At 38.6% G+C, this 24,138-nt stretch carries 22 protein-coding genes; 17 read left to right on the top strand and 5 right to left on the bottom strand.

Going from position 1 to position 24,138, the window contains the following annotated elements; all coding sequences use genetic code 11:
* Positions 1-89: 89 nt before the first annotated feature.
* A complete protein-coding gene (locus AB5754_RS03495; protein WP_002403996.1) occupies positions 90-1,346 on the bottom strand; it encodes a replication initiation factor domain-containing protein in 1,257 nt (418 codons plus the stop codon).
* A 161-nt stretch (positions 1,347-1,507) separates the two neighbouring features.
* On the opposite strand from AB5754_RS03495, the gene AB5754_RS03490 reads away from it, so the two are divergent.
* On the top strand, positions 1,508-2,320 hold the full coding sequence (locus tag AB5754_RS03490) for a helix-turn-helix domain-containing protein (protein WP_002406006.1): 813 nt from the start codon (positions 1,508-1,510) through the stop codon (positions 2,318-2,320).
* Positions 2,321-2,540: 220 nt separating this feature from the next.
* Here the strand turns inward: AB5754_RS03490 and cadA are convergent, their stop codons facing one another.
* Entirely contained in the window at positions 2,541-4,658 is a 2,118-nt protein-coding gene (gene cadA / locus AB5754_RS03485) for a cadmium-translocating P-type ATPase CadA (RefSeq protein ID WP_002372033.1), read from the bottom strand.
* Positions 4,655-5,014 carry a Cd(II)-sensing metalloregulatory transcriptional repressor CadC gene (gene cadC, locus AB5754_RS03480; protein ID WP_002372035.1) on the bottom strand — a complete coding sequence of 120 codons (360 nt, stop codon included), beginning with the start codon at positions 5,012-5,014 and terminating at the stop codon, positions 4,655-4,657. The genes cadA and cadC overlap by 4 nt, the downstream gene beginning before the upstream one ends.
* A gap of 357 nt (positions 5,015-5,371) precedes the next feature.
* On the opposite strand from cadC, the gene arsC reads away from it, so the two are divergent.
* The 4 genes from arsC (at position 5,372) to AB5754_RS03460 (ending at position 10,135) form a co-directional block, all read left to right on the top strand.
* The gene (gene arsC, locus AB5754_RS03475) at positions 5,372-5,779 is read left to right on the top strand and encodes an arsenate reductase (thioredoxin) (RefSeq protein ID WP_002372037.1); all 408 of its coding nucleotides are present in this window, start codon (positions 5,372-5,374) and stop codon (positions 5,777-5,779) included.
* 1,056 nt (positions 5,780-6,835) lie between these two features.
* Positions 6,836-7,603: an IclR family transcriptional regulator gene (locus tag AB5754_RS03470; protein ID WP_368251069.1), complete on the top strand. Its 768-nt coding sequence runs from the start codon at positions 6,836-6,838 to the stop codon at positions 7,601-7,603.
* A gap of 232 nt (positions 7,604-7,835) precedes the next feature.
* A complete protein-coding gene (locus AB5754_RS03465; RefSeq protein WP_311834181.1) occupies positions 7,836-8,642 on the top strand; it encodes a gluconate 5-dehydrogenase in 807 nt (268 codons plus the stop codon).
* A gap of 107 nt (positions 8,643-8,749) precedes the next feature.
* Positions 8,750-10,135, top strand: coding sequence for a PTS galactitol transporter subunit IIC (locus AB5754_RS03460; protein WP_368251070.1), 1,386 nt, complete (start codon positions 8,750-8,752; stop codon positions 10,133-10,135).
* Positions 10,136-10,212: 77 nt separating this feature from the next.
* Here AB5754_RS03460 and AB5754_RS03455 read toward each other — a convergent pair whose 3' ends face one another.
* The gene (locus tag AB5754_RS03455) at positions 10,213-11,586 is read right to left on the bottom strand and encodes a hypothetical protein (protein WP_368251071.1); all 1,374 of its coding nucleotides are present in this window, start codon (positions 11,584-11,586) and stop codon (positions 10,213-10,215) included.
* A gap of 255 nt (positions 11,587-11,841) precedes the next feature.
* On the opposite strand from AB5754_RS03455, the gene AB5754_RS03450 reads away from it, so the two are divergent.
* Genes AB5754_RS03450 through AB5754_RS03440 form a run of 3 tightly spaced genes read left to right on the top strand, consistent with a single transcriptional unit; the run spans position 11,842 to position 12,905 of the window.
* Positions 11,842-12,162: a PadR family transcriptional regulator gene (locus AB5754_RS03450; RefSeq protein ID WP_368251073.1), complete on the top strand. Its 321-nt coding sequence runs from the start codon at positions 11,842-11,844 to the stop codon at positions 12,160-12,162.
* A 1-nt stretch (position 12,163) separates the two neighbouring features.
* The gene (locus AB5754_RS03445) at positions 12,164-12,538 is read left to right on the top strand and encodes a DUF1048 domain-containing protein (RefSeq protein ID WP_368251074.1); all 375 of its coding nucleotides are present in this window, start codon (positions 12,164-12,166) and stop codon (positions 12,536-12,538) included.
* A 1-nt stretch (position 12,539) separates the two neighbouring features.
* Positions 12,540-12,905 carry a DUF1048 domain-containing protein gene (locus AB5754_RS03440; RefSeq protein ID WP_368251075.1) on the top strand — a complete coding sequence of 122 codons (366 nt, stop codon included), beginning with the start codon at positions 12,540-12,542 and terminating at the stop codon, positions 12,903-12,905.
* 242 nt (positions 12,906-13,147) lie between these two features.
* Here AB5754_RS03440 and AB5754_RS03435 read toward each other — a convergent pair whose 3' ends face one another.
* On the bottom strand, positions 13,148-14,107 hold the full coding sequence (locus AB5754_RS03435; protein ID WP_368251076.1) for an aromatic acid exporter family protein: 960 nt from the start codon (positions 14,105-14,107) through the stop codon (positions 13,148-13,150).
* 344 nt (positions 14,108-14,451) lie between these two features.
* On the opposite strand from AB5754_RS03435, the gene abc-f reads away from it, so the two are divergent.
* The 9 genes from abc-f (at position 14,452) to ahpF (ending at position 23,378) form a co-directional block, all read left to right on the top strand.
* Positions 14,452-15,918, top strand: coding sequence for a ribosomal protection-like ABC-F family protein (gene abc-f, locus AB5754_RS03430; protein WP_368251105.1), 1,467 nt, complete (start codon positions 14,452-14,454; stop codon positions 15,916-15,918).
* Positions 15,919-15,994: 76 nt separating this feature from the next.
* Positions 15,995-16,123 carry a hypothetical protein gene (locus tag AB5754_RS03425; protein ID WP_010754940.1) on the top strand — a complete coding sequence of 43 codons (129 nt, stop codon included), beginning with the start codon at positions 15,995-15,997 and terminating at the stop codon, positions 16,121-16,123.
* A gap of 153 nt (positions 16,124-16,276) precedes the next feature.
* Positions 16,277-17,236, top strand: a complete 960-nt coding sequence (locus AB5754_RS03420) for a rhodanese-related sulfurtransferase (RefSeq protein WP_368251077.1) — start codon at positions 16,277-16,279, stop codon at positions 17,234-17,236.
* A 175-nt stretch (positions 17,237-17,411) separates the two neighbouring features.
* Positions 17,412-19,271: a heavy metal translocating P-type ATPase gene (locus AB5754_RS03415; protein ID WP_368251079.1), complete on the top strand. Its 1,860-nt coding sequence runs from the start codon at positions 17,412-17,414 to the stop codon at positions 19,269-19,271.
* A 119-nt stretch (positions 19,272-19,390) separates the two neighbouring features.
* The gene (locus AB5754_RS03410) at positions 19,391-19,678 is read left to right on the top strand and encodes an iron-sulfur cluster repair di-iron protein, ric (RefSeq protein ID WP_368251080.1); all 288 of its coding nucleotides are present in this window, start codon (positions 19,391-19,393) and stop codon (positions 19,676-19,678) included.
* A gap of 13 nt (positions 19,679-19,691) precedes the next feature.
* Positions 19,692-19,928, top strand: a complete 237-nt coding sequence (locus AB5754_RS03405; RefSeq protein ID WP_311834191.1) for a cation transporter — start codon at positions 19,692-19,694, stop codon at positions 19,926-19,928.
* A gap of 45 nt (positions 19,929-19,973) precedes the next feature.
* Entirely contained in the window at positions 19,974-20,633 is a 660-nt protein-coding gene (locus AB5754_RS03400) for a Crp/Fnr family transcriptional regulator (RefSeq protein WP_311834261.1), read from the top strand.
* Between the two features lie 645 nt (positions 20,634-21,278).
* Positions 21,279-21,842: an alkyl hydroperoxide reductase subunit C gene (gene ahpC / locus AB5754_RS03395; RefSeq protein ID WP_311834192.1), complete on the top strand. Its 564-nt coding sequence runs from the start codon at positions 21,279-21,281 to the stop codon at positions 21,840-21,842.
* A 9-nt stretch (positions 21,843-21,851) separates the two neighbouring features.
* The gene (gene ahpF, locus AB5754_RS03390) at positions 21,852-23,378 is read left to right on the top strand and encodes an alkyl hydroperoxide reductase subunit F (protein ID WP_368251083.1); all 1,527 of its coding nucleotides are present in this window, start codon (positions 21,852-21,854) and stop codon (positions 23,376-23,378) included.
* Positions 23,379-24,138 lie beyond the last annotated feature (760 nt).

The raw sequence follows: 24,138 nt of genomic DNA, 5'->3' as shown, positions 1-24,138 counted from the left end.
AGTCTATTTCCTTTCCAAAAATGTTTTTTGGCTGACACAAGGAAATGTGCTATACTCAACTTGTCTAGGGCGGAGTACGTTTATACATTTTAATGTGTAAGCTGTGCTTTGCTTTTTTTGTGTATTTTTTCTGTCTTCATATTTTGAAGACACTGGATATAAAATTCTACTTCTTCCTGATAATAATCAGGCTCAGCAATCAAATTTTCTAATATTTTTTGCTGCCGTGAACTAAGTTCCCCGCAGCTAATAATCTCGTTAATCAAATTTGAATCAAAATGATTATCTACCTCTTGAATAAATGCGAGGGTGGGAGAAACGCTGTGAATTAACCAATTCATACTTTTTTCAAAGCTTTGAGGAATTGTTTCTAAAGAAATGGTGATTGCGCCATGATTGCCAATAAAGGCTGCCCATTTTTTATCGACTTTTGCACCTGGATCATTTGGATCACGGTCATAAAAACAAATTGCGCCATTAAGTAACTCAAAGAACAGTTTGGTTAAATCATGGGTTCTTGAAATAATCTTTGCCAAGCTTTGCGCTTTCTCTTTTCGATACCGTAGTTCAAAGCGATTTTTTACTTCTGCTTCTTCTAAAGGAATTCCTCGTCTTTTGCGTTGTTCATAATCCTTCTGATAAAAACAAAAGCGACACTGACTCTTCTTTGAGCCTAAATACAAGGTCTCACCATTTGATTCATTGTTTATGATATCCGTACCGCCATGAGATTCACTCACTTGAAAAGTGGTCCACACATGGCCTAGTGTTACCTTACGCTTCAGTTCTGGAATGCTGAGACTCCCCACAAAATCATCTAAAGTAAAATCAATCCGTGTAAAGTTTCCCTGATAATCTAATACCTTACGAAAGAACTCTTGCCAGTTTGATTTTGCGGTCTTCAAACGCATGGCAAGATGTTTACAGCCTTGACCTGAAAACTCCATTACGGTTCCTTTTACCGTATCGTCAATGGAATACCGAATCGTGATTACTTGATTCCAAACATATTGCCCAATATAGCCCTTTGGTGCATAATCCAGTTCCTCAAAGCGTTCAATAGGCATGCCAATAATCTCTTCAATCAACTTTAAATGTTGATTCGAGAAAAAGTGAATGGTTAGATAATCAATCAAAACACGGTTAACTGGAATGACCGCTTCTTGCAAACTATCCAGTATAAGATTCAATTTTTCTTCACTTAATTGTCTCGTTCCTTTTTCTACCTTTGATAATAACGATCTCGAAATCCCTACTTTTTCTGCTAAATATCGCTGGGTCCACCCCCTTTCTTCTCGAGAAACTCGAATCGATTCCCCGAGATCATGTTGATTCACTTGATTCATAGAAAAACCTCCTTCTGCTATTTACTTGTCAAAGAACCTTCAGACTTATTTTAAGTACAAATGGATTGTACGCCTGTATTTATTTTAAGTCAATATATTTTGACTTTTTTTAAGTACACACGTATAATAAATTTAAGAACTTATCATGAGGAGGTTTTTTCATGGAGATAGACAAGCAAGCAGTGGGCAATCGAATTCGCCAGATTCGCCAAGAGTTAAAGTTGAGTATGGAGAAATTTGGCAAACTAATTGGTGATTTACCACGAAGCACTGTCAATAATTGGGAACGCGGGATTAACCTTCCAAAAACCGAAACCCTTCACCAAATTGCAGAAATAGGCCATGTCACCAACGAATATCTTTTGTATGGTACTCAAGAAAACCAATACATTTTAGAAATGCTTCAAAAGAAGGCAGGTAAGCTTGATCCTAAGATTGAAGGGCTAATAGTAGACGAACTGAAACAAGCCGGTCTTGTTAGTGAAAAAGAAATGGATCGGATGATTGAATTTTTTATTATAAACCTCATTCCACCAACGGAACAAGACCAATTTACTTATCAATGTATCGATGAGAAAAAGCAGCTTTACCTTGGTTCAACTAAATTTGGTAAAGAAGCTCAACTCTATTTACACCATGATAATCAAAATCACATTCTGCACATTCTGCCCTTTACCTTTTCCAACTTTAGTGTGGATCGCTTACTCGTCTATTTAGCAAATCAAGAATCCTATTCCTATTTTGGGAAACATTTGCCCAAGGAACTAGGTGAAAAAGTCATTCTTCTATACTCGATCAATCAATTGACCGGCGATGTTCGAATCGCCCCATTAGTCTATTCAAAAGAAACAGCCTCCTATCAATACACAGAAGATAATCTATACCTATTAGAACAACAATACCTCTATCTTCCATTCGCAATGGAAATCGAGAAAGAACGCCTGTTAAATGCAGCGTATCCGCAATCAAAATAAGGTGACAAGATTGATAAGCATGTGACAAAGAAAACACTGCTAGGACACTCCCAAATGGGTAGTTGTCACAGTTTCCTGTTCTTTGTTAGCCCCCTGTTAGAAAGAGGGGCTTGCCCATGCAGTCCGGCTACGCCGTCCTGCAACAGCATTAAAAAGAGGAAAGACTAGCTTATACGGCGCTGCCGTCGCTAGTCTTTCCTCTTTTTATGCTACTACTTGTCTATTTAGATTTAACTTTCATCAGTCGTAAGCCGTTCAAGGTAACTAATATAGTTGCTCCCATATCAGCTAAGATAGCAATCCATAACGTTAACCAGCCTGGAACTACAAGTAATAATGCTAATAGTTTGATTCCCAATGAGAAGGTAATATTTTGCTTAATGATTCTCAATGTTTGTCGACTTAATTTAACTATAAAGGGAAGTTTCTGTAAGTCATCACCCATTAAAGCTACATCAGCTGTTTCTAAAGCTGTATCTGTTCCAGCGCCACCCATTGCGATACCGACTGTTGAGGCAGCTAATGCTGGTGCGTCATTAATACCATCACCAACCATGGCGACTTTTCCATAGGTTTCCTTAAGTGATTTAATATAATCTAATTTATCTTGAGGCATCAAATCGCCTTTTATTTCAGTTACACCTGTTTGTTTTCCGATTGACTGAGCAGTTGTAGCATTATCACCAGTCAGCATTATCGTATGCTCGATTCCTAAATCATGTAATTTTTCAATGACTGCTTTACTTGATTCTCTTAACTCATCAGCTACTGCAATGACTGCTAAAATTTGTTTATCTGTTCCTAAGAGCATTGCTGTTTTTCCTTGTTGCTGAAGTCTTTGGTAATTTTCAATAATCTTTGAGTTATCTGTTAAGATAGATTCAAAAAGCTTTGGACTCCCTACAAGATAGGTAATCCCCTCAATGTTTCCTTGTATTCCTTTTCCAGTAATTGAAGTAAACTCGTCAACAACTACTGATTTATAAGAAATCGCTCTATTATCAGCTTCTTTTAAGATTGCTGACGCGAGAGGGTGTTGAGAATATGATTCTAATGCTGTAATAATTGAGAAATATTTCTCTTCGTCTTTTGAATCAACTGTAGTGAAATCTGTTACCGTTGGTGTTCCTTTAGTCAATGTTCCTGTTTTGTCAAAGGCAATCGCCTTGAGGCCACCAATTTCTTCAAGATAAATACCGCCTTTTACCAAAACACCATTTTTAGCAGAGTTTCCAATTGCTGAAACGATAGACACAGGTGTTGAGATTACTAAAGAACAAGGACAGCCAACAACTAATAAAGAGAGCCCTTGATACAACCAAGTATTCCAATCTCCGTTAAAAAATAATGGGGGAACGATGACGATTAATGCGGCAATCACCATAATGGTGGGTGTATAATATTTCGCAAATTTATCGACAAATGCTTGAGCAGGTGCTCGTTCACCTTGTGCTTCTTCAACTAGGTGAATAATTTTGGCAATTGTCGTGTCGTTCACATGCTTTGTAACTTTGACTTCAAGTGCACCTTCTTCATTAATCGTTCCTGCAAAGATATCATCATTAATATTTTTTTCAATAGGGACAGATTCACCGGTAATCGCAGCCTGATTTACTGAGGAATGGCCTTTAATGACTTGACCATCCATAGCAATTTTTTGTCCAGGCTTAATGATCATAATATCGCCTACTTCGATTTTTGAAACATTAATCATTTGTTCAACATTATTTCTTCTAATTAATGCTTCTTTCGGAGCAATATCCATTAGGGAACGTATTGATTGTCTTGCTTTATCCATTGAAAACCGTTCTAAAGCTTCGCTAATTGCAAATAAGATAACAACGATTGAGCCCTCAGTCCACTCGCCAATAATTGCAGCACCAATGATTGCAATTGTCATAAGAGATTCCATTGAGAAATTCAATTTTAATAGGTCTGAAAATCCTTCTTTAAACAAACTAAATCCGCCGATAATAATCGCTAGTATAAATAATCCTTCTGTTAATAGCGCATCTTCACCGTTAACTACTTGAGATCCTAATGCCAAAATAATTAAAAACAGTGAAACCAATAGGTTCCAGTTTCTTTTCACAAAAGGCTCTTTTGTTTCAATGCGAGGTTCTGTATCATGTTCGGACTGAACTTTAAGATTCTCAAAAGCTCCTGCAGCTTCAATTTCCGCAATAGTCGCTTCGCCTTCGATAGAGATTTTTCCGGCACCGAAATTTACTTTTGCATCGGTAACTTTTGGTATTTGAGAAACATTTTTTTCGAATTTTGCCGCACAATTCGTACAGCTCAATCCTTCAACCCGATAGACTTGTTTTTTTTCACTCATACTAGCACCTCATCTTCTAAATACAGTTTGGAATTTAGTAGTTGGACAAATTTATCATTCTTGATAGAGTAATAAACCAATTTCCCTACTTTCCGACTCACAACAATTCCATTTTTTTTCAATGATAATAAATGGTGTGAGGTTGTTGCCACGGTTGCCTCGATAGTTGCTGCGATATCACATACACATAATTCATCCTCATAACTTAGGGCGTAGATAATTTTTAAGCGATTCTCATCAGCTAAAATTTTGAAGACACTTTTTAAGCTCGAAATATCCTCAGTTTGTAACTTTTCTTTTCCTAGTAAAACTTTATCTTCATGAACACATGAGATTTCACAAATTTCGTTTTTCATACAGCTCCTCCTTTATTCTAATGGATATTTGAATGTAGTGTATCATAGATTAATAGAATAATCAAATTTTAATTTGAATATGTGAGGAGTTATATAGATTGTATGGATGCATCTATATAAGTAGTGATTTTCAAATTAGATTGAATCGAATGCAAATAATAAACTAATTAATTTGAACTGAAAGACAGAAGCATTTGACAAAACATAGATGATTATCTATATTTTTACATAAGCGCCGGCAGTTGGCATCTTAGTTGAAGTGCCAGTCATGTTACTGTTAGTTAAAATATCTAATCGCACAAAAAAATTGGTTCATTCAAAATCCATCAGAATTGTCTGATATCGGAGGAAATAATAATGAGAAAAATTTACTTTTTATGTACAGGCAATTCTTGTCGTAGTCAAATTGCAGAAGGCTATGGGAAAGCGATTTTGCCAACAGATGAATTTGAAATTAAAAGCGCCGGCATTGAACAACATGGGTTAAATCCTAGAGCCGTTCAAGTAATGGCTGAGGAAGGGATAGATATCTCTACGCAAACATCTGATTTGATCGATATGGATTATTTTAATCAAGCAGACCTAATTATTACGCTATGTGGCGATGCCAAAGATAAATGTCCAGTAATTCCAAAAGGGATTAAGCATGTTCATTGGGATTTGGAAGATCCAGCCAAAGCAACTGGAACAGAAGAAGAAATCATTAATAAATTCAGAGAAATTAGAGATGATATAAAAAGTCGTGTAGCGAATTTGCTAGATTAAGTAGCAACTGTCATCTATCTCGGTAAAAGATAAAAAGACGTAAAATGTCCTTTTGATAAATTGGAAAATTAAAGTAAAAGCCGTGCGAAGTGAAACATAAATCTTCGATGGCTCTTACTATTTTAAGAGAAAAGGATCTGCTTTTGGCGTAAAATTGGATTTATCTATCTGACATACTGACGAGTATTTTTTGACCCTATATTTGACCTTCTCAATCACATTTAAGTAGGTGTGACCGGCTTATACAATTATTCGAGAATCTAGTAGCTTAGCTAATTCTGGCCTTGAAACCCCTATTAGACAGCTATCCAGCCATCAATACGGTCTCAAATAAATAAGAGGGGAGGAATAACTCTAAAAAAGATTGATAAACTAGTAAGAAAATTGTATTCAACTACCATTCATCTTTGGTTCAAATTGGTTCAAGTAATATCAATATTAATCCTATTTTATCCATATCAAACTGTTTTTTAGATGTTTGTAATGTTGATATAATTGGATTTCTATTGATAGAAGTACTTGTAATAAGTACGAGTCACATCTCAAAACGTTAAAAACAGCTTCATATCAGTACTTTCAGGCGTTTCGCAATTCATTTTGCGAAGCGTCTTTTTTTGAGTTGACACCATTTTTGTCTGACTCTTTTTGAGACAATTTACGATAGGCAATTTCACCAATAGGCATTTGAATCACATTTGGTGTATTTACATAAGTTCTTGTGATGTTGGTATCGCTGTGAATTTTCGAGATTCTTATCTAATTGAAAATTGGCTGTGCGAATTTTCTCCGTCATTATGTAATTTTCACCGCCAAAATAGTAAAAATGGCGGTGAAAAACGGATGAGGAAAAAATGATTTTCAAAACAGCAGCAATTATTTTATATTGAGCGATTGTATTTGCTAATTGAAAGCAATTATGATGCTGGAGATTTTCAAGGCCAATCCTAAGAAATCTCATACTTTTTCACAGGATTTGCAACCAACAAGAAAATAAGTGATATACTTATCGAGAAGCTGCTGAGTATGAAAAGCGGCCTGGACAAGTGAGGGAAGAATGTGACAGAAAAGAAGCTTTATGGTTCGGTGTTATTGAAGGCTGCGGAGATTCTTGATGCCTTAGCAAAAAAGGGTGGACAAACCATTCAGTTATTATCCAAGGAGACGGGAATTTCGCCTTCTAATCTATCAAAAATTTTGGAAACTTTGATGCATATCGGATATGTAATACGTGATCAGAATAAGCTGTATTACTTAGGATCAAAATTTATGAAGTATCATACGCAAAATATTGAAGCCCAACGATTATTAGCCGTTGCGCGCCCTTATTTAGAAGAATTGCGCGAATCAGTGGATGAAACGATTCATCTCTCTGTTTTAGAAAATGATAAAATGGTTTATATTGATAAATTAGAACCTCAAAATAAGGGGATTTATATGACCTCTCAAGTAGGCCTAGCGCGGTCATTGTATAGTTCAGGAATGGGTAAAGCGGTATTGAGTAGCTTTAGTGAAGAGCAATTGACTGACTACTTAGCCAAAACCGAGCTAGTATCCCTAGCGAAAAATACGATAACGACACCTGAGGCATTGCGTCGTGATTTAGTGGCGATTCGTGAAAGAGGATATGCTATTGATGATGAGGAGCAAGAAAATGATGGCTACTGTATAGCGGTTAAATTAGAAGCCAATGATCGAGTCATTGGGGCTATGAGTGTCAGTTTTCCTAAGTTTCGTTATACTCCTGCTTTTGAGGAAGAAGTAGTAACCAAGATTCAAAAAACTAAAACCGCAATTGAACATTGTCTACAATCAGAAAGTGTATGATAACCTGTAATGGCCACAAAGCCGATTAGTCCAACTTTTAGGACTAACCGGCTTTTTTTGTTCTTTTAAAAGTTCGTATGCTCAAAAATAACACTAGGGCATAGTAAGTTTGAAAATACTTACAATAAATTCTAAAAAAGACTTGTTTTTTGCGATGTATCCGCTTATAATCACAAATGAAAAATGTTTATTTGGAAAATATATATTCCAAATAGGAAAAGAGGAAGAGTTTATGTCAGAGTTTACATTAGATGCGTTTAAGCTAGATGGCAAAGTTGCGTTAGTCACAGGGGCTTCATACGGGATTGGATTTGCAATTGCATCTTCATTAGCCAAAGCAGGAGCTAAAATCGTATTCAACGATTTAAAACAAGAATTGGTGGATAAAGCAGTTGCCGACTATGCAGAAGCTGGGATTGAAGCAAAAGGTTATGTATGCGATGTTACCAATGAAGCAGAAGTCAAACAATTAATTGATACCATTGAAAAAGAAGTCGGTACGGTGGATATCTTAGTGAACAATGCTGGGATTATTAAACGAATTCCAATGTTAGAAATGTCTGCTGCTGATTTCCGTCAAGTTGTTGATGTTGATTTAAATGCGCCATTTATTGTGGCTAAAGCAGTAATTCCTGGCATGATTGCAAAAGGTCATGGGAAAATCATCAATATCTGTTCTATGATGAGTGAATTAGGGCGGGAGACAGTTTCCGCTTATGCCGCAGCTAAAGGCGGTTTGAAGATGTTAACTCGGAATATTTGCTCTGAATTTGGGGAAGCAAATATTCAATGTAATGGGATTGGGCCTGGATATATTGCTACACCTCAAACAGCGCCATTACGAGAACTTCAAGCAGATGGCAGCCGTCATCCATTTGACCAATTTATTATTTCCAAAACACCAGCAGCTCGTTGGGGTACGACAGAAGACTTACAAGGACCAGCAGTCTTCTTGGCATCAGATGCTTCTAACTTTGTCAATGGCCATGTATTGTATGTAGATGGCGGGATTTTGGCTTATATTGGCAAGCAACCATAAAAAATTGTGAATACAAAGAATACAAGGCTGGTTCGGCCAGCCTTGCTTTCTATTATTGATTGTGAAATTTGTAATTTATAACTTAGCAAATAAGGAGGAACACAAAAATGGCAGTGATTAATTACATCATGAGCTTAGGTGCAAGCGTGATGATGCCGATTATTTTTACTATTTTTGGAATTATTTTAGGATTAGGGGTTTCAAAATCATTACGAGCCGGTATTTCAGTGGGAATCGGTTTTGTTGGTTTGAGCGTGATTACGAAATTATTAGCAGATAACTTAGGACCAGCCGTTAATAAAATGGTTTCTTTATATGGCTTAGATTTGAAAACGCTAGATATTGGTTGGCCGGCAGCTGCTGCAGTGGCTTACGGAACTGAAGTTGGTGCGATTGTAATTCCTTTAGGTTTATTGGTCAATATTATTATGTTGCTTACTAAAACTACCAATACTGTCAACATCGACTTGTGGAACTATTGGCATTTTGCCTTTGTTGGATCGATTGTTTCGATTGCAACGGATAGCTTCTTGTGGGGCTTATTCGCTGTTGTGGTGACGGTAGCTGTGACTTTGATTGGTGCTGACCGTTCTCAAAAAAAAGTGGAAGCTTTTTATGGGGAAGATTTGCAAGGAATATCCATACCTCAAGCATTCTGTGTAGGTTTTATTCCTTTTGCTATTGTTACTGACTGGATTATCGAACGCATTCCTGGTTTAAATAAAATCGATTTGGATGCTAAGAAAATGCAAGAAAAATTTGGCATCGTGGGCGAACCATTATTCCTAGGGGTTATCGTAGGGATTCTCCTTGGTTTGATTGCTCAATATTCAGTAGCGGAAATGCTTACTTTGGGAATTACCATGGCAGCCGTTATGGTTTTGATTCCAAAAATCACTGGGCTATTTATTGAAGGGTTAAATCCAATTTCTCATCGCTCACAAGAATTAATCGGCTCCAAATTAAAAGGTGGTCGTAAAATCAATATTGGGATGACGCCTGCTTTAGTAATTGGCCATCCTGTTACCCTTGTTTGCTCTTTGTTACTAGTGCCAATTATTTTGTTCTTGTCCGTTATTATCCCTGGAAATCGCTTCTTGCCATTGGCTTCTCTTTCTGGATTGATTTATATCTTCCCATTAGTTTTGCCATATACAAAAGGCAACGTCTTCCGTTCATTGATCACTGGTATTTTGACTTTGGTTTCCGGTGTATTGTTCGCGACGTCTCTTTCTACAATCTTTACCAAGGCAGTACAAATGGTAGATGGTGCCTTAATCCCTCAAGGAACTGAATCTGTCGCTTCCATCGATTTCGCTGCAAGTCCTTTCTCTTGGATTGTCTACCAATTGACTGCTAATATTGGAGCCGTTGGTGCTGGGGCTTTGGGCGTTATTGTGATTGTCTTTGCGCTATACAACCGTAAAAAAATCACCGAAGATGGCCAACAAGCTCATTCAGAACAAGAAAGTACCTCAGGCGATATGGCTTAAGATTGCTAAATAAAACAAATGAAAAAAATCCTGACAGCTTGTTTGTCAGGATTTTTTTAGATAGCGGATGATAATAACTAGGTTGTATGGGGCTTATTTGTTTCAGTGAGATAATAATATTTTCCTTGGTCGTCTACTAGTATTTGAGTTTCACTATCGAAAGCCGCTTGAATGAGTGGTATTTTGGAAGTCCTTGGCCGTTCCTCAACTAATTTTTGGATAGGCTCCGCTAGTTCTTTTTGGATTTTTGAATCAGAAAGATTAAAATTCAAACCATAGTCTAAACGTTCATCTAAAGACGAAGCCAAGCTACTTGCAAAGGCTTGTAATTTTTTGTCTAACTTGATGGGTTCTATTTTTTTGCCAAAGGGAAGAGTAGTTGTAATTCCTACCTCTGTGATTATCCCATCTTTGCTCATTTTTCTAGTTTCTGGATTTCGTTCTGTTAATTTGAATTCCTGGTTCACTTTTTCGGAATACTCTTTCATTCGATCCTTAATTTTTTTAAAACGAGTTTTGTGTGTGGTTAATAGGCTTTCAGTATAATTTTGTGAAAGATGACCTAGGCCAAAGATATACTCCAGTTCTGATGCGATATTCAATAAGTTGAGACTAGAGCAACCTACAAATTGCCATTCCTGTAAGTCTTTCACCCGCATCATTTCTTTTTCGATGCTTTCAAGTGGGGGATCAAGTAGTGTGTTGATTCTGTTATGGGCTTGATTGCTTAATTTGGCCGTTTTACTCTTAAGGTGATCTATTTTTTCTAATGTGTTGTTACGAATCGTTTCGTCCTTAAGCAACATTTCTTGGTGATCGGCAATTATTTGTAAATCATCACTTATTGTCTGCAAACTTGCTAAAATGTCACTTTTCATCATGTCTTTTATTGAGGCCATTGAATTACTTAATGTAATTAGCTCATCACTGATTTCTGACATATAGTATTGTCCGACAACAAAAGACGCTACTTGTATAGAAGCGTTCACGGTTTTTGCGACTTTTGCACTTTTAGACATAGTTGTCATTACTTGGGTTTCTTTCAATACAACTTGGCCGCCACCGACACCGCCATTTGTTGCTTTAATGCCCCCTGTGAATGCCTCAGGTACTTCTTTTGATGAAAATAGTTTATTTTTTGAGATATTTGTTACGCCAGTTGTAACTCCTTGAGAATTTTTTACTTTCTCTAAACCTACCATGAATTTATCACCATATTTGGTTGTGGCTTTGATCCCTTTTTCAAGAGTCTTTGCGATGGCTATGTTATTAAGGCCACTAAAAATATCACTTAATCCTTGTTGAAGCTGAATTTTATTATCATTAAGAAAAGTAATCAGCAAATCTTTTTGTTCCTTTTCTTGGAGTTGAAAACTTTGTAATGTTTTATTTTTAAGCTCAGCTATGATCTTTGAATCAGTTATGGGTACTAATTCATAATGATGATCCATAAATAACTCACCTTCTAATAATAATTTGCTTCATTATCGCATCTAAGAGACACTGATACAACTATTGCTTGTAAAAAAAGATTCTGGGGTACTCTATCATTTAGAAGACCGCTTAAAAGGTATCAACTACTTTTCAATACAAAGTAGTCGACGTCTTAGCTACTCTGTAATATTATGTACCTGTCAGTAAGGGGATGCGAGATTTTTAAGTTGCAGTGTCTAATCTACTAAGTAATACAATATAGAGGTGGAAAGATGAAGAATTTAACGGAAATGCTGAAGGGAATTTTGGAAGGGGTTATCTTAGAAGTCATCAGCCGAGGCGAAACCTATGGCTATGAAATCACCAAGACCTTACAGGATTTAGGCTTTGATGAGATTGTGGAAGGTACGGTTTATACTATTTTGATTCGCTTAGAGAAAAAAGGTTTGGTGACTATTGTTAAACGCAAAAGCGAGATTGGCCCTATGCGAAAATTTTATAGCTTAAATGACGCAGGGAAAAAAGAGCTGGCCTATTTCTGGGAGAAGTGGGGCTTTATCACAGAGCGATTAACACGATTAAAGGAGCAATAAGATGATAAAACGAGAATATTGGGACTTAAAATATTTGAAACAAACTAAAGAAAAATACAAGGAAGAATTGCAACGGGTAGAAAGTTTGCCGGCAGATTATCGAAGCGTCTTTCATGAGGTATCTGAGTACTTAACGGCCACTTATGGAGGCTTTGATGGGTTGGATTTAATGGAAGTTCAGTATCAGCTCATTGATTTATTAGAGGAAGCATCCGCCCAAGGAATAACTGCTGAAGCATTTGTGGGAGCAGATGTGACTGAATTTGCCAAAGACTTTGGTAAAGCTGTAGAACTACCGAATTGGATGGATCATTACTTCGATAAGCGTCAGCAAAAAATCAACAAACGGATTCAAAGAAAGTTAGGAGGCCAGTGAATTGAAACCCATTAAAAAGCTAGAACAGATGGTTCAAGATAAAAAAGAGTGGCGGGCTCAGATGACGCGAGTCAAAAAAATGCCCAAGGATTATCAAATTGTTTACAAAGAAGTAGAGAGATACTTATTTAGTTTTGCGGCAGGCACAGGGATGGATACTCTGGCAGGGGTTTATCAACTGGTGGACTTCTTGGAAGAAGGAGCGACCAATCAGATTCCGGTCTTGGACTATGTAGGAACAGATGTGGGTCAGTTTGCGGAAAATTACCGGCAATCCTTAGCCACAAAATCCTGGGTGGAAGAGGTAAAGCAGAAAACTCAGCAGAATGTGGATCGTAAATTAAAGGGTCTGAAAGAAGAAAACTAGGATAACGCCAATCATTGAAGTTGAATATGTACAAAAGACAGATCGAGAAATGTCTGTCTTAAAGGTGGGGATTTTCAAGAGCGTCGGACTCAATATTTGCCACACTAGGTTTCAATGTCGTAGCCAATTAGTATTATAAAAAAGCAAAATCTGCCGCGGGAGAATAATGGGAGATTTTGCTTTTTTGTTAGTCTTTTGGACTAGCTTAGAAGATGATTGCTGTTAAGATTTACTAGGTTTGTCTATGATCTGGTTTGTTGTGCATAAAAATCAGCTTTGATTTCAATAAAGGTTTCAAAAAGTTGTAGAAACTGAAAGAGTCGTGCCCGATTTTCAAATTCTTCGCGACTTTGAGGCAGTTCCATAGTGCGGTAAGAATCATAGACTTCGGCGATTTTGTTTAAGTTTTCTTGCCCGTCGTTTTCTTCAGCCAAATGATCGGCAGTATACAATAAAACATCTCGGATTTGTTTGGACTGTAAGGGTTCGATGGTGGTTTTTTCCAAGAGTTCAATCATATCTTTTAAGAAATTAGACTGGAGTCGGCGCATATTGAAGTAATCCAAGTAATAGCTGTCTTTAGCTAGCCAACGATTTTCCATTTGAATCTGGGCTTCTTGGCTGCTTTCTTGAATAAAACTGCGGATATTTTGGCAATTGGTCAATAGCTGGGTTTCTTTTTCGGGGTCTTCTAAAGAGTCCGCCATTTCTTCTAAGACTTTTTTAAAGAGTGTTTCAATGATTAGTTGATTTTCCTTAATCTTCTTTTCTCGGTCGGGCATGTACAGGTTAAATAATAAAGCAAAGCCGACACCGAGAATCATTAAGGCAAATTCATTGGCGATGATTTGCCAAGAGAGGTCTTGTTCAATTAAGTAGTGCGTGACTAAAACGGAACTGACCGAAATGCCTTCTGAGAGCTTAAAGTAGACGGTGGCGGGGATGAATAAGAGCAGGTAAACGCCGAAAGCCCAAGCGTTAAAGCCGATGAAAGTGAAGCAGAGATAGGCGATGGCAGTAGCCAAAGCCAATGAAGCCAAACGAGAAAGTCCGGTTATAAGGGAGGAACGCTTACTATTGGTGACGCTTAATAAAGCGATGATTCCCGCTGCTGTAGGGTAGAGTAAATGAAATGCCTCAGCTAAAAGCAAGGCCAAAGTGGCGCTTAGGGCAGTTTTGATAGTTCGTAATCCAATTCGCATACCGAGCCTCCTTGTTTACAGATTATGGTAAGCTTATCATGTTCTTCGGTCTTTGAGTATCAAAAAGCAAACTCGTGGGCATACGCCAGTTGAAACTTGTTTTAAAAAACTGCTTCATGTTATACTTTAACAAATCCATCGAGGAGGGAAAAGAGCATGACAGCATCCATGAGATTGCGTTACAACCTTTTGAATCGTTAATTGAATACTATTCAAAAGTCTAGGTAAACTCAATTTCAAGGGCGAAGTCTGTCCTTTTTTCTAATTCGCGAAATGTGGGGGTAGCTATTGGCTATGCCTTTTTTTGCGGCTTGTCCTTTGCCTAGAACAGGAAAGGAAGCTTGCTGATGGAACTAGCAGTCAAATTAAAAAATATCAAAAAAAGTTACGGAATAAAAGATGTCTTACACATTGAAGAACTTACAGTGTATCAAAATGAGCGCATTGGCATCGTAGGAAGCAATGGTTCAGGAAAGTCTACTTTGTTGCGCTTGCTAAAGGGAGAAATCCAGCCGGACAGTGGCCAAGTGCAACGAGAAATTGATTTTTTATACTATCCTCAAATTCCCCAAGCTGGGCTAATTACCCCAGCAAAAAAAGAGCTGGATGGAGAATTAATCAGTCGTTTTGGCTTAACCAAAAATACCCCCGGTTTAAGCGGTGGGGAGCAAGCGAAGTTTCGTTTGGCGGAGCTTTTGTCTGGCTATGAAATGGGGCTATTATTAGATGAGCCCACCACTCATTTAGATACTACAGGAATTCAGTTACTAGTGGAAGAGTTGCGCTATTATTATGGCACGTTGCTTTTTGTTAGCCATGATCGAACTTTCTTAAACGAACTGGCGACCAAAATTTGGGAAGTCCAAGATGGTCAAGTGACGGTTTATTCAGGAAACTATGATGTGTATCAAGAACAAAAAGCGTTGCAAGAAGCTGTCACAACTAAAGCCCAAGACCAATATCAAAAAGAAAAACAACGCTTGGAGGTAGCGGTTGCTGCCAAAAAGGCGCAAGCGGAAAAGAGCCGACAACTTTCGGCAAAAAAACGTCAAAAAAATATTCGCCCAGACCGTTTGTCTTCTTCTAAGCAAAAAGATACGGTGGAAAAAAATCTTCAAAAAACTGCCAAAGCCTTGGCGAGTCGTTTAGAGCAATTGGAAGCACCAGAATCTTCTCAACGACTGCAAAAAATCAAGTTTCCTCCTAGCAAAACAGTGGCACTACACAATAAATATCCTTTTATAGGCACCAACTTTACGTTGAAACGAGAGAAAATTTTGCTAGAACAAGTTGATTTTCAGTTTGCGCTTGGAGAGAAAATTGCCATTGTAGGGGCCAATGGCGTGGGAAAAAGTAGCTTTTTAAATGCTTTACTTGAAAACAACGAACACGTAATTCGTTCCCCTAAAGTAGTCTGCTCTATTTATCAGCAATTGTCTTATCAATTACAAGGTCCAGAGTCGGTGCTTCATTATTTAATGAAACAAACGGAATATCCGGAAAAGCTGGTGCGAAGTATCTTGCACAATCTAGGATTTAGCCCGGGGGAAGTTCACAAGCCTTTAACAGTCTTAAGTGGCGGAGAAGCCACCCGAGTAGAATTAGCCTCAGTTTTTGTGCGGCCAGCCAATGTCTTACTCTTAGATGAGCCCACAAATTTCATTGATCTGGCTACGATTGAAGCTTTGGAAAACTTGATTCAAGCTTATCCGGGGACAGTTTTGTTTACTTCCCATGACCAAGCTTTTGTGGACAAGGTGGCAACCCAAGTTTATCAAATTTGTAAGCGTCAGTTAGTTCGCATTCGGTAAAGGAAAGTTGTAGTGAAAGTTGCTTCTTTAAAAAAGATGTGCTATGAATACAAAGATGAAAAAAGGCGGTGGAAGAATGAACGCAAAAGAAAAGATGCAAGCCTTAATTGAAAAGAAACAAGGTGGCGGCAAGTCCCAACAAAAGGATACCCCTAAAAATGATCGTCGCAATATGCGCAAAGGGCCACACATCTATCAAAAATAAGTCAGTAGTAGACAACCTGGAAAAGAGTTCGGGTTGTCTTTTTTTGCATTTCTTCACGACTCTTGTACATTTTTCAACAAGCAGAAAACTCGATTGTCCAACCATGGCCTTTTATACTGAAGATTATCGAAAACAGTAAAGGATGAGCAAGCCATGGACTATCAAGTATTACTTTTTTATAACTATACTCCAATCGAAGACCCGGAAACTTTTGCAAAGGAGCACTTGGCTTTTTGTCGCTCTTTGAATTTAAAAGGCCGGATTTTAGTGGCTGGAGAAGGGATTAATGGGACATTATCTGGTGAAAAAGCGGAAACTAAAGTTTATATGGAAACTATGCTAGCAGATACTCGCTTTCAAGATACCCAATTTAAGATTGATGAGGCACAAGAGCACGCCTTTAAAAAGCTTTTTGTGCGCCCGCGAAAAGAATTGGTAGCGTTAAACCTTGAAGAAGATATCAATCCTCGTAAGCTTACGGGGACTTATCTTTCGCCCTCAGAGTTTCGTGAGCGTTTGTTTGATGAAGACACGGTGGTAGTGGATGCTAGAAATGACTACGAGTACGATTTAGGTCATTTTAAAGGAGCGATACGACCTGCGATTCACAATTTTCGCGAGTTGCCAAATTGGGTAGCCGAAAACAAAGGGTTATTGGCTGGTAAGAAAATTGTCACTTATTGTACCGGTGGTATTCGTTGCGAGAAATTCTCTGGTTGGTTGTTACAAGAAGGCTTTGAAGACGTAGCCCAACTTCACGGCGGTATTGCCACTTATGGCAAAGCTCCAGAAACCAAAGGAGAATTTTGGGAAGGGGCCATGTATGTCTTTGACGAACGGATTGCAGTAGAGATTAACCAAGTGAACAAAACTATCATCGGTAAAGACTGGTTTGACCACACCCCTTGTGAGCGCTATGTGAACTGTGGCAATCCAGAGTGCAACCGCCAAATCTTGTGTTCTGAAGCCAATCAAGAAAAATATCTAGGAGGCTGTTCGGCAGATTGTCGCCAAAGTGACCACAATCGTTATGTCAAAGAGCGCGGTTGGTCCCCAGACGAAGTAGCCAAACGCTTAGCAGCGATTGGCGAGACGATTGTGGAAAAGAGCTAAACTGATTACTTCCAAAAAGACACGGCTAGTAAAAGTCGTGTCTTTTTTGCGTAAAAAATTCCTCCTTCTATTTCGTTTTAGCATTTTTTTGTGAGAAATCCCAAAACTTGATGGTAGTCAATTTCTTCTACCAAGCCCCTCGCTATACTAAGTGTGTAGATGAGGAGGAGTTAAGATGCAAAAAACAATCATGAGTCATAAAAATCAAATTGCTTTAGTTAATGGTATTTTCGTAGTTATCGGCTTTGGTGCTCATTTTTTATTACACAATGAGCCTTTGGAGATCACCGCTTTTGTGATTGCTTCACTTTTAGGGGTCTTGCCGATTGCCATTCAGGCCTATCAAGCGTTGAAGGTTCGGGTGGTGAGTATTGATCTTTTGGTGACCATTGCTGTAATTGGGGCTTTCGCTATTCAGAATTTTGAAGAATCGGCTGTGGTGACGTTCCTCTTTTTATTTGGTGCTTATTTGGAACAACGTACGTTGAATCAAACCCGTTCAGCGATTAAAGAATTAACGGAATTAGCGCCGGAAAGTGCACTTTTACAAGTGGCAGATGGTCAATACGAAGAAGTGGATGTGGATGAAGTTGAAAAAGGGGATGTACTTTTAGTCAAAACCGGAGCCAAGGTGCCGGTGGACGGTCATGTTCTCAGCGGGGAAGGTCATATCAATGAAGCCAGCATCACCGGTGAGTCCCTACCTGTGACCAAAAAAGTAGGAAGCAATGTCTTTGCCGGTTCTATTTTAGAAAATGGCACGTTGCAAATTCAAGCAGACAAAGTAGGAGAAGATACTACCTTTGGCAAAATTATCGAATTGGTAGAAGAAGCCCAAGATTCTAAATCAGAAGCAGAGCGGTTAATTGATCGTTTTGCCAAGTATTACACGCCGATTGTCTTATTGTTAGCCATTGTGGTCTGGGCAGTTACGGGCAATTTGGAACTGGCGATTACGATTTTAGTTTTAGGCTGTCCTGGTGCGTTAGTGATTGGCGTTCCCGTATCCAATGTTTCTGGGATTGGTAATGGTGCACGTCACGGGATTTTACTAAAAGGGAGTGAAGTCATCAATCGCTTCAGCCAAGTGGATACCATGGTTTTTGACAAAACCGGCACGTTAACTGTGGGCAATCCGGAAGTGGCAGATCGTCGCTTTTATGGCAATCAGGAAGAAGCGCAAGTTCGTGCTTATCTGGGCAGTCTGGAAGCCGAGTCCGATCATCCTTTAGCCAAAGCCGTTTTAACTCATCTGGGTACTTTTGAAAAATTGCCAGTGACGGAGACAAAAGTTGTGAAAGGAGGAGGTGTGACCGCTGTAATAGAAGGCAAAACAGTGGCAGTAGGCAATCTCTCTCTTATGAAACAATCAGGTGTCCAGTTAACAAAGGAAATGTTACAAGATGCCAAAAACTTTGAAGCAAAAGGAAATTCCTTGGTGGCAGTATCTGTGGCCGATGAACTTCAGCTTCTTTTAGGAATTCGGGATCAGTTGCGCCCGGGAGTGAAACAAGTTTTGCAACAATTGAAAAACTTGGGAGTGCAAAACCTAGTGTTGCTTTCTGGAGACAATCAAGGAACCGTGGATTTAGTCGCCAAAGAATTAGGCTTAACCGAAGCTCGCGGGAATATGTTGCCCGAAGACAAGTCAGCTTATATTGGGAATTTACAAGAAAAAGGTCAAACCGTAGCCTTTGTGGGAGATGGCGTTAACGACAGTCCTTCTCTCGCTTTAGCTGATATCGGAATCGCCATGGGTGGTGGAACCGATGTAGCCATTGAAACGTCTGATGTAGTCTTAATGAACTCAGATTTTGCTCGTTTGCCTCACGCGTTAGGTTTGACTAAAGCCACCGCACGTAATATGAAAGAAAATATTGGGATTGCCATTGGAGTGGTTCTAGTATTATTAGCCAGTTTAATTTTCAGTTCTTGGATGAATATGACCATTGGCATGTTTGTTCACGAAGGCAGTATTTTAGTGGTGATTTTAAATGGCATGCGCCTATTGCGATACAAAGTCAAAGAAAGTTGAAAAACTTGATTACTGTCAATTATTTTTCCAAGTAACACCCCTATACTAAAAATGTAACAAGGAGTTGGATTATTAACAGGACGAATGCAACTTCTGAATAAAAGAAAGAAGGAATCATCATGTCAGCAGTAACTTATTTAAATGAAAACGCCGAAACCTTAGCACTATACACCACGGCCATTACCAGAGCTCATGGGAAACACCATCCAGAAGTGTTTGACGTAAAGAAAATTTACACGCAAATGACGGACAAAATCGCTGCTCAAGGAAGCCAGACAGATTTGAATTCAGATTTTGATCAATTGCGCCAAGTGACCAAAAGCTATGCCATCCCTAGTGACGCTTGCCCTACCATGACAGCAACCTACGAAATGCTGGCTCAAGCCGATCAGTTGAATCAACAATAAGGAGGAAATAACCATGGAAAAAGCAATTTTAACGTTAGAAACCTTAGCTTGCCCAACCTGTATGCAAAAGATAGAAAGTGGCGTCAAACGCATGAAGGGCGTGGAGAGTGACAGTGTGAAAGTCCTCTTTAACGCAAGCAAATTAAAAGCCAACTTTAACAGTGAAGAAACCAGCTTGGCGGCGATTCAAAAAACGGTAGAAGACCTTGGCTACCCTGTTTTAAAAGCTGTTGAAAAAGCAGTTTCCTAACTCTTTTTGGGAAATGGTGGTAGGATAATGTTGGGGGTGAAGATTGTGCCAGAAGAACATTTATGTGTTTCTTTAGTTCCTTTGTTCAATCATTTGGATTTAGAAGATCAAAAAAAGGTCAACGCTTTGACCCATCATCGGGTGCTGGCTAAAGGAGAACAAGCTTTTTCCCCTGAAGGCGAGGCCCAGTTGGTCATTGTGGCGCGAGGCAATTTGAAAGTTTACCAACTTTCTACAAGTGGCAAAGAGCAGCTCTTGCGCATTGTGGAACCTGGAGGCTATGAAGGGGAAAATCAGCTTTTTGGTGCAGCCAATACTGCAAGTTTTGGTGAGGCTTTGGTTCCCAGTGAAGTCTGTGTTTTGCGGCAAGCTGATTTTACCAAACTTTTGGAAGAGTATCCTAAAATTGCTTTGAAACTGTTGAAAATCAATGCAGAGAAAACCTTACGCATGGAACAACAAGCCCAATTTTTGGTGATGGAAAAAGTGGAGGAACGATTAGCCGCATACTTGCTGGATTTGAGCGTAGTTGCTGAAAGCCCTCAAATTACTTTGCCTATGAAGATGAAAGAACTGGCGGCCTTTTTAGGTACCACCCCAGAAACCCTTTCTCGAAAATTTAAGCTATTGGAAGATCAAAGCTTAATCCGTCGCGATAAAAAACAAATTACCGTTTTAGATCAAGAGGGATTAGAAGATATTTAGCACAAAAGGCCGGACATTTTGTCTGGCTTTTTGTGGTGCTGGATAAGTCGCTAGTTTTAAGAAAACGAAACTGTTAAAGGTTTTTATTCCATGCCAGTTTAGCGACAGCCTAGTTTCGACTCAGGACGCTAATTTGTCTATGGTGGGCTGTTCTCTTTACTTTTCATTTATTATTTCTTTACTCTTTAACCTTTTTCCCATCACAAAATCTTCAAATTTCTTGGCTATTCTATATACATACCAACAAACACCCCTAACACTTTTTCATTTTCTCCTCCCTCTCGTCGCCTGACCAGCGGCGAGTTTTTTGTTGTCAGTGATTAGTAGCAATCAATGGGCTTAAAATTAATTGAGTTTTTTTCTCATTTGTAAACTAGTGAGGAAGGAGCTTTTTAAACGGTCTTTTTTATCAGAGAGTATTCGTATTTCAATGAAAGAAAGTGGAAGTTGTTGCTTTTTGAGAAAAATTTTTTTGCTGACTGATTTAAGTTGCTTTTTTGCTTGTGTGAGAGTGCACTTTCCTTTACAGTGCAATCGGTTTTATTTTATAATCACTTTAATTAATCAGCGGATTTTCCGGTGATTAAAGGATTTTATTTTCAATTATAAGAGTTTATTCTCAATAGGAAGCGGAGGAGTAGTAGTATGTCATTAATCGGTAAAGAAGTGGAAGCATTTCAAGCTCATGCCTACCATGTAGGAGAATTTATTGAGGTTTCAGAAGAAAATTTCAAGGGGAAATGGAGCATCTTATGTTTTTATCCTGCTGATTTTACTTTTGTCTGTCCAACAGAATTAGAAGACTTGCAAGAACAATACGCAGAATTGAAACAATTAGGCGTAGAAGTGTATTCTTGCTCTACAGATACTCACTTTACCCATAAAGCATGGCATGAAACTTCTGACGCCATTGGAAAAATCGAATACATTATGATTGGCGACCCAAATCACAGCATTGCGCGCAACTTTGATGTTTTGGATGAAGAAGCCGGTGCCGCACAACGGGGTACATTTATCATCGATCCGGATGGCGTGGTACAAGCAATGGAAATCAATGCTGATGGTATCGGTCGAGATGCTAGCGTCTTGATTGATAAAATCAAAGCGGGGCAATATGTACGCAGTCATCCCGGAGAAGTTTGTCCTGCTAAATGGAAAGAAGACGGTCAAACGTTGAAACCTAGCTTCGATCTTGTGGGCAAAATCTAAGGAGAAATTATGTTAGATAACGAAACGAAAGCACAATTAGCGCAATATTTAGAGTTATTGGAAGGCGATGTCCAATTTTTAGCCAGTCTAGGTACGGATGAAAATTCTGAAAAGACTGCTGAGTTCTTAAATGAAGTGGCGGCAATGAGCGATAAAATTACCTTGGAAACCGCAAGTTTGTCTCGTACACCAAGTTTTGAAATCAATCCTGTAGGCGGTAAAAGTGGCATTACTTTTGCCGGGCTACCTTTAGGTCATGAGTTTACTTCCTTTATTTTGGCCTTGCTACAAGTAGCGGGACGTCCGCCGAAGATTGATCCAGAAGTGGCCAACCAAATTAAAGCCATTGATCGCCCGTTGCATTTTGAGACTTATGTCAGCTTGACTTGTCATAATTGTCCAGATGTCGTGCAAGCTTTGAATATCATGTCAGTATTGAATCCTTTAATCAGCCATACGATGATTGAAGGAGGAATGTACCAAGAAGAAGTGGAAGCCAAAAATGTCATGGCAGTGCCGACTGTTTTTCTAGCTGGTGAAGAATTTGCCAGTGGACGCATGACGATTGAACAATTGGTAGAAAAAGTTGCAGGACCAATGGATACGGCAGCGTTGGCTGATAAAGATATTTTTGATGTCTTAGTAGTAGGGGGCGGACCTGCAGGAGCAAGTAGCGCCATTTACGCAGCTCGTAAGGGGATTAACACCGGAATGGTAGTAGAAACCTTTGGCGGACAAGTTCTTGAAACCTTAGGCATTGAAAATATGATTGGCACACCTTATACAGAAGGTCCACAGCTCATGGCTCAAGTAGAAGAACATGTGAAAAAATATCCAGTGGACTTGATGAAAGGACAACGGGCCAAAGCCATTCGCAAAACGGATTTAATCGAAGTCGAATTAGAAAACGGCGTGACTTTGAAATCTCGTACGGCGATTCTCTCTACTGGGGCTCGCTGGCGGGCAATCAACGTCCCAGGGGAAAAAGAATTCAAGAACAAAGGAATTGCGTATTGTCCCCACTGTGATGGCCCATTGTTTGCCGGTAAAGATTTAGCGGTAATTGGTGGCGGCAATTCTGGGATTGAAGCGGCCATTGATTTGGCCACTATCGCTAAGCATGTCTATGTTTTAGAATTTTTGCCAGAATTAAAAGCTGACCAAGTTCTTCAAGACAAACTCGCTACATTGAAGAATGTGACGGTAATTACCAATGCCCAAACTGATGAAATCACCGGGCGTGACCATGTAGAAGCTTTACGCTACACCGATCGGGTTACCAATGAAAGTCACACACTAGATCTACAAGGTGTCTTTATCTTAATCGGCTTAATGCCAAATACAGAATGGTTACCTGAAGAAATTGCGAAAAACAATCGTGGTGAAATCATGGTAGACAGCCACGGTGCAACAAATGTACCAGGGATTTTTGCCGCCGGGGATTGTACCGATAGTGCCTATAAACAAATCATTATCTCCATGGGTTCCGGAGCCACGGCCGCATTAGGCGCCTTTGATTATTTGATTCGTAATTAGGTAATGGCTGAAAATCCTAACCTTAGCAATTTATTTAAAAAAATAAAAATTGGAAATAGCTGAGTAACCAACAGAAAAACAATGGTTGCTCGGCTATTTTGGTTCTATAATATTTCGTGCTGTGGGAAAATCGAAGCTTATTTTCCACTACTGCTTTTTTCAACCGATAATTGTAAAATTAAGCTAGATAACTAAAAAAGTCATCTATGTTGCACCAACTCATGATCCGGCTAAAGAAATACAAGTTGTGAGTCCTATAGCCCTGATTTGTCTGAGGAATAAGGAAAGCATACTCAATTCAAGATTAAGAAAGGTGGATATCAGACATTCTGATTGGTTGGGAAGAGAAATGGTTTTCAATACTGTAGCTGAGTATTCAATTTGTGGCTTTAAAATGAAACCATATTCTAATAAAATCATTGAACTACCATATGATAATGGAAGTCTTTTGGGTTACATAAGTAGTGATGAGGCTGAGTTTAGGTTAATTGACAAATGATAAAATGAATTAAGATAATTGATATTAAGTTATTTTATTTTGTATATATTAGGAAGGGGATTATGTTGATTTAATAGATTAATTTACTTTTTTATAATTTAATTATTAGATAAGAATTTCATTTATAAACTTTCATTAACACTAAAATAAGGAAAGTATTAAAAGCTATAGAAAAACACTTGACGAATCAAATGTAACCGGATACACTATTTGTAAAGTTGGTTTGTCTATAAAACGAACTAAACGAAAAGATTTATTTTC

The organism is Enterococcus sp. 2201sp1_2201st1_C11_2201SCRN_220225 (assembly GCF_040925905.1).
In the GTDB taxonomy this organism is placed as follows: domain Bacteria; phylum Bacillota; class Bacilli; order Lactobacillales; family Enterococcaceae; genus Enterococcus_C; species Enterococcus_C asini_A.
Note: the sequence above shows the minus strand (reverse complement) of the source record. Positions and strands in the feature narration are given on the sequence as shown.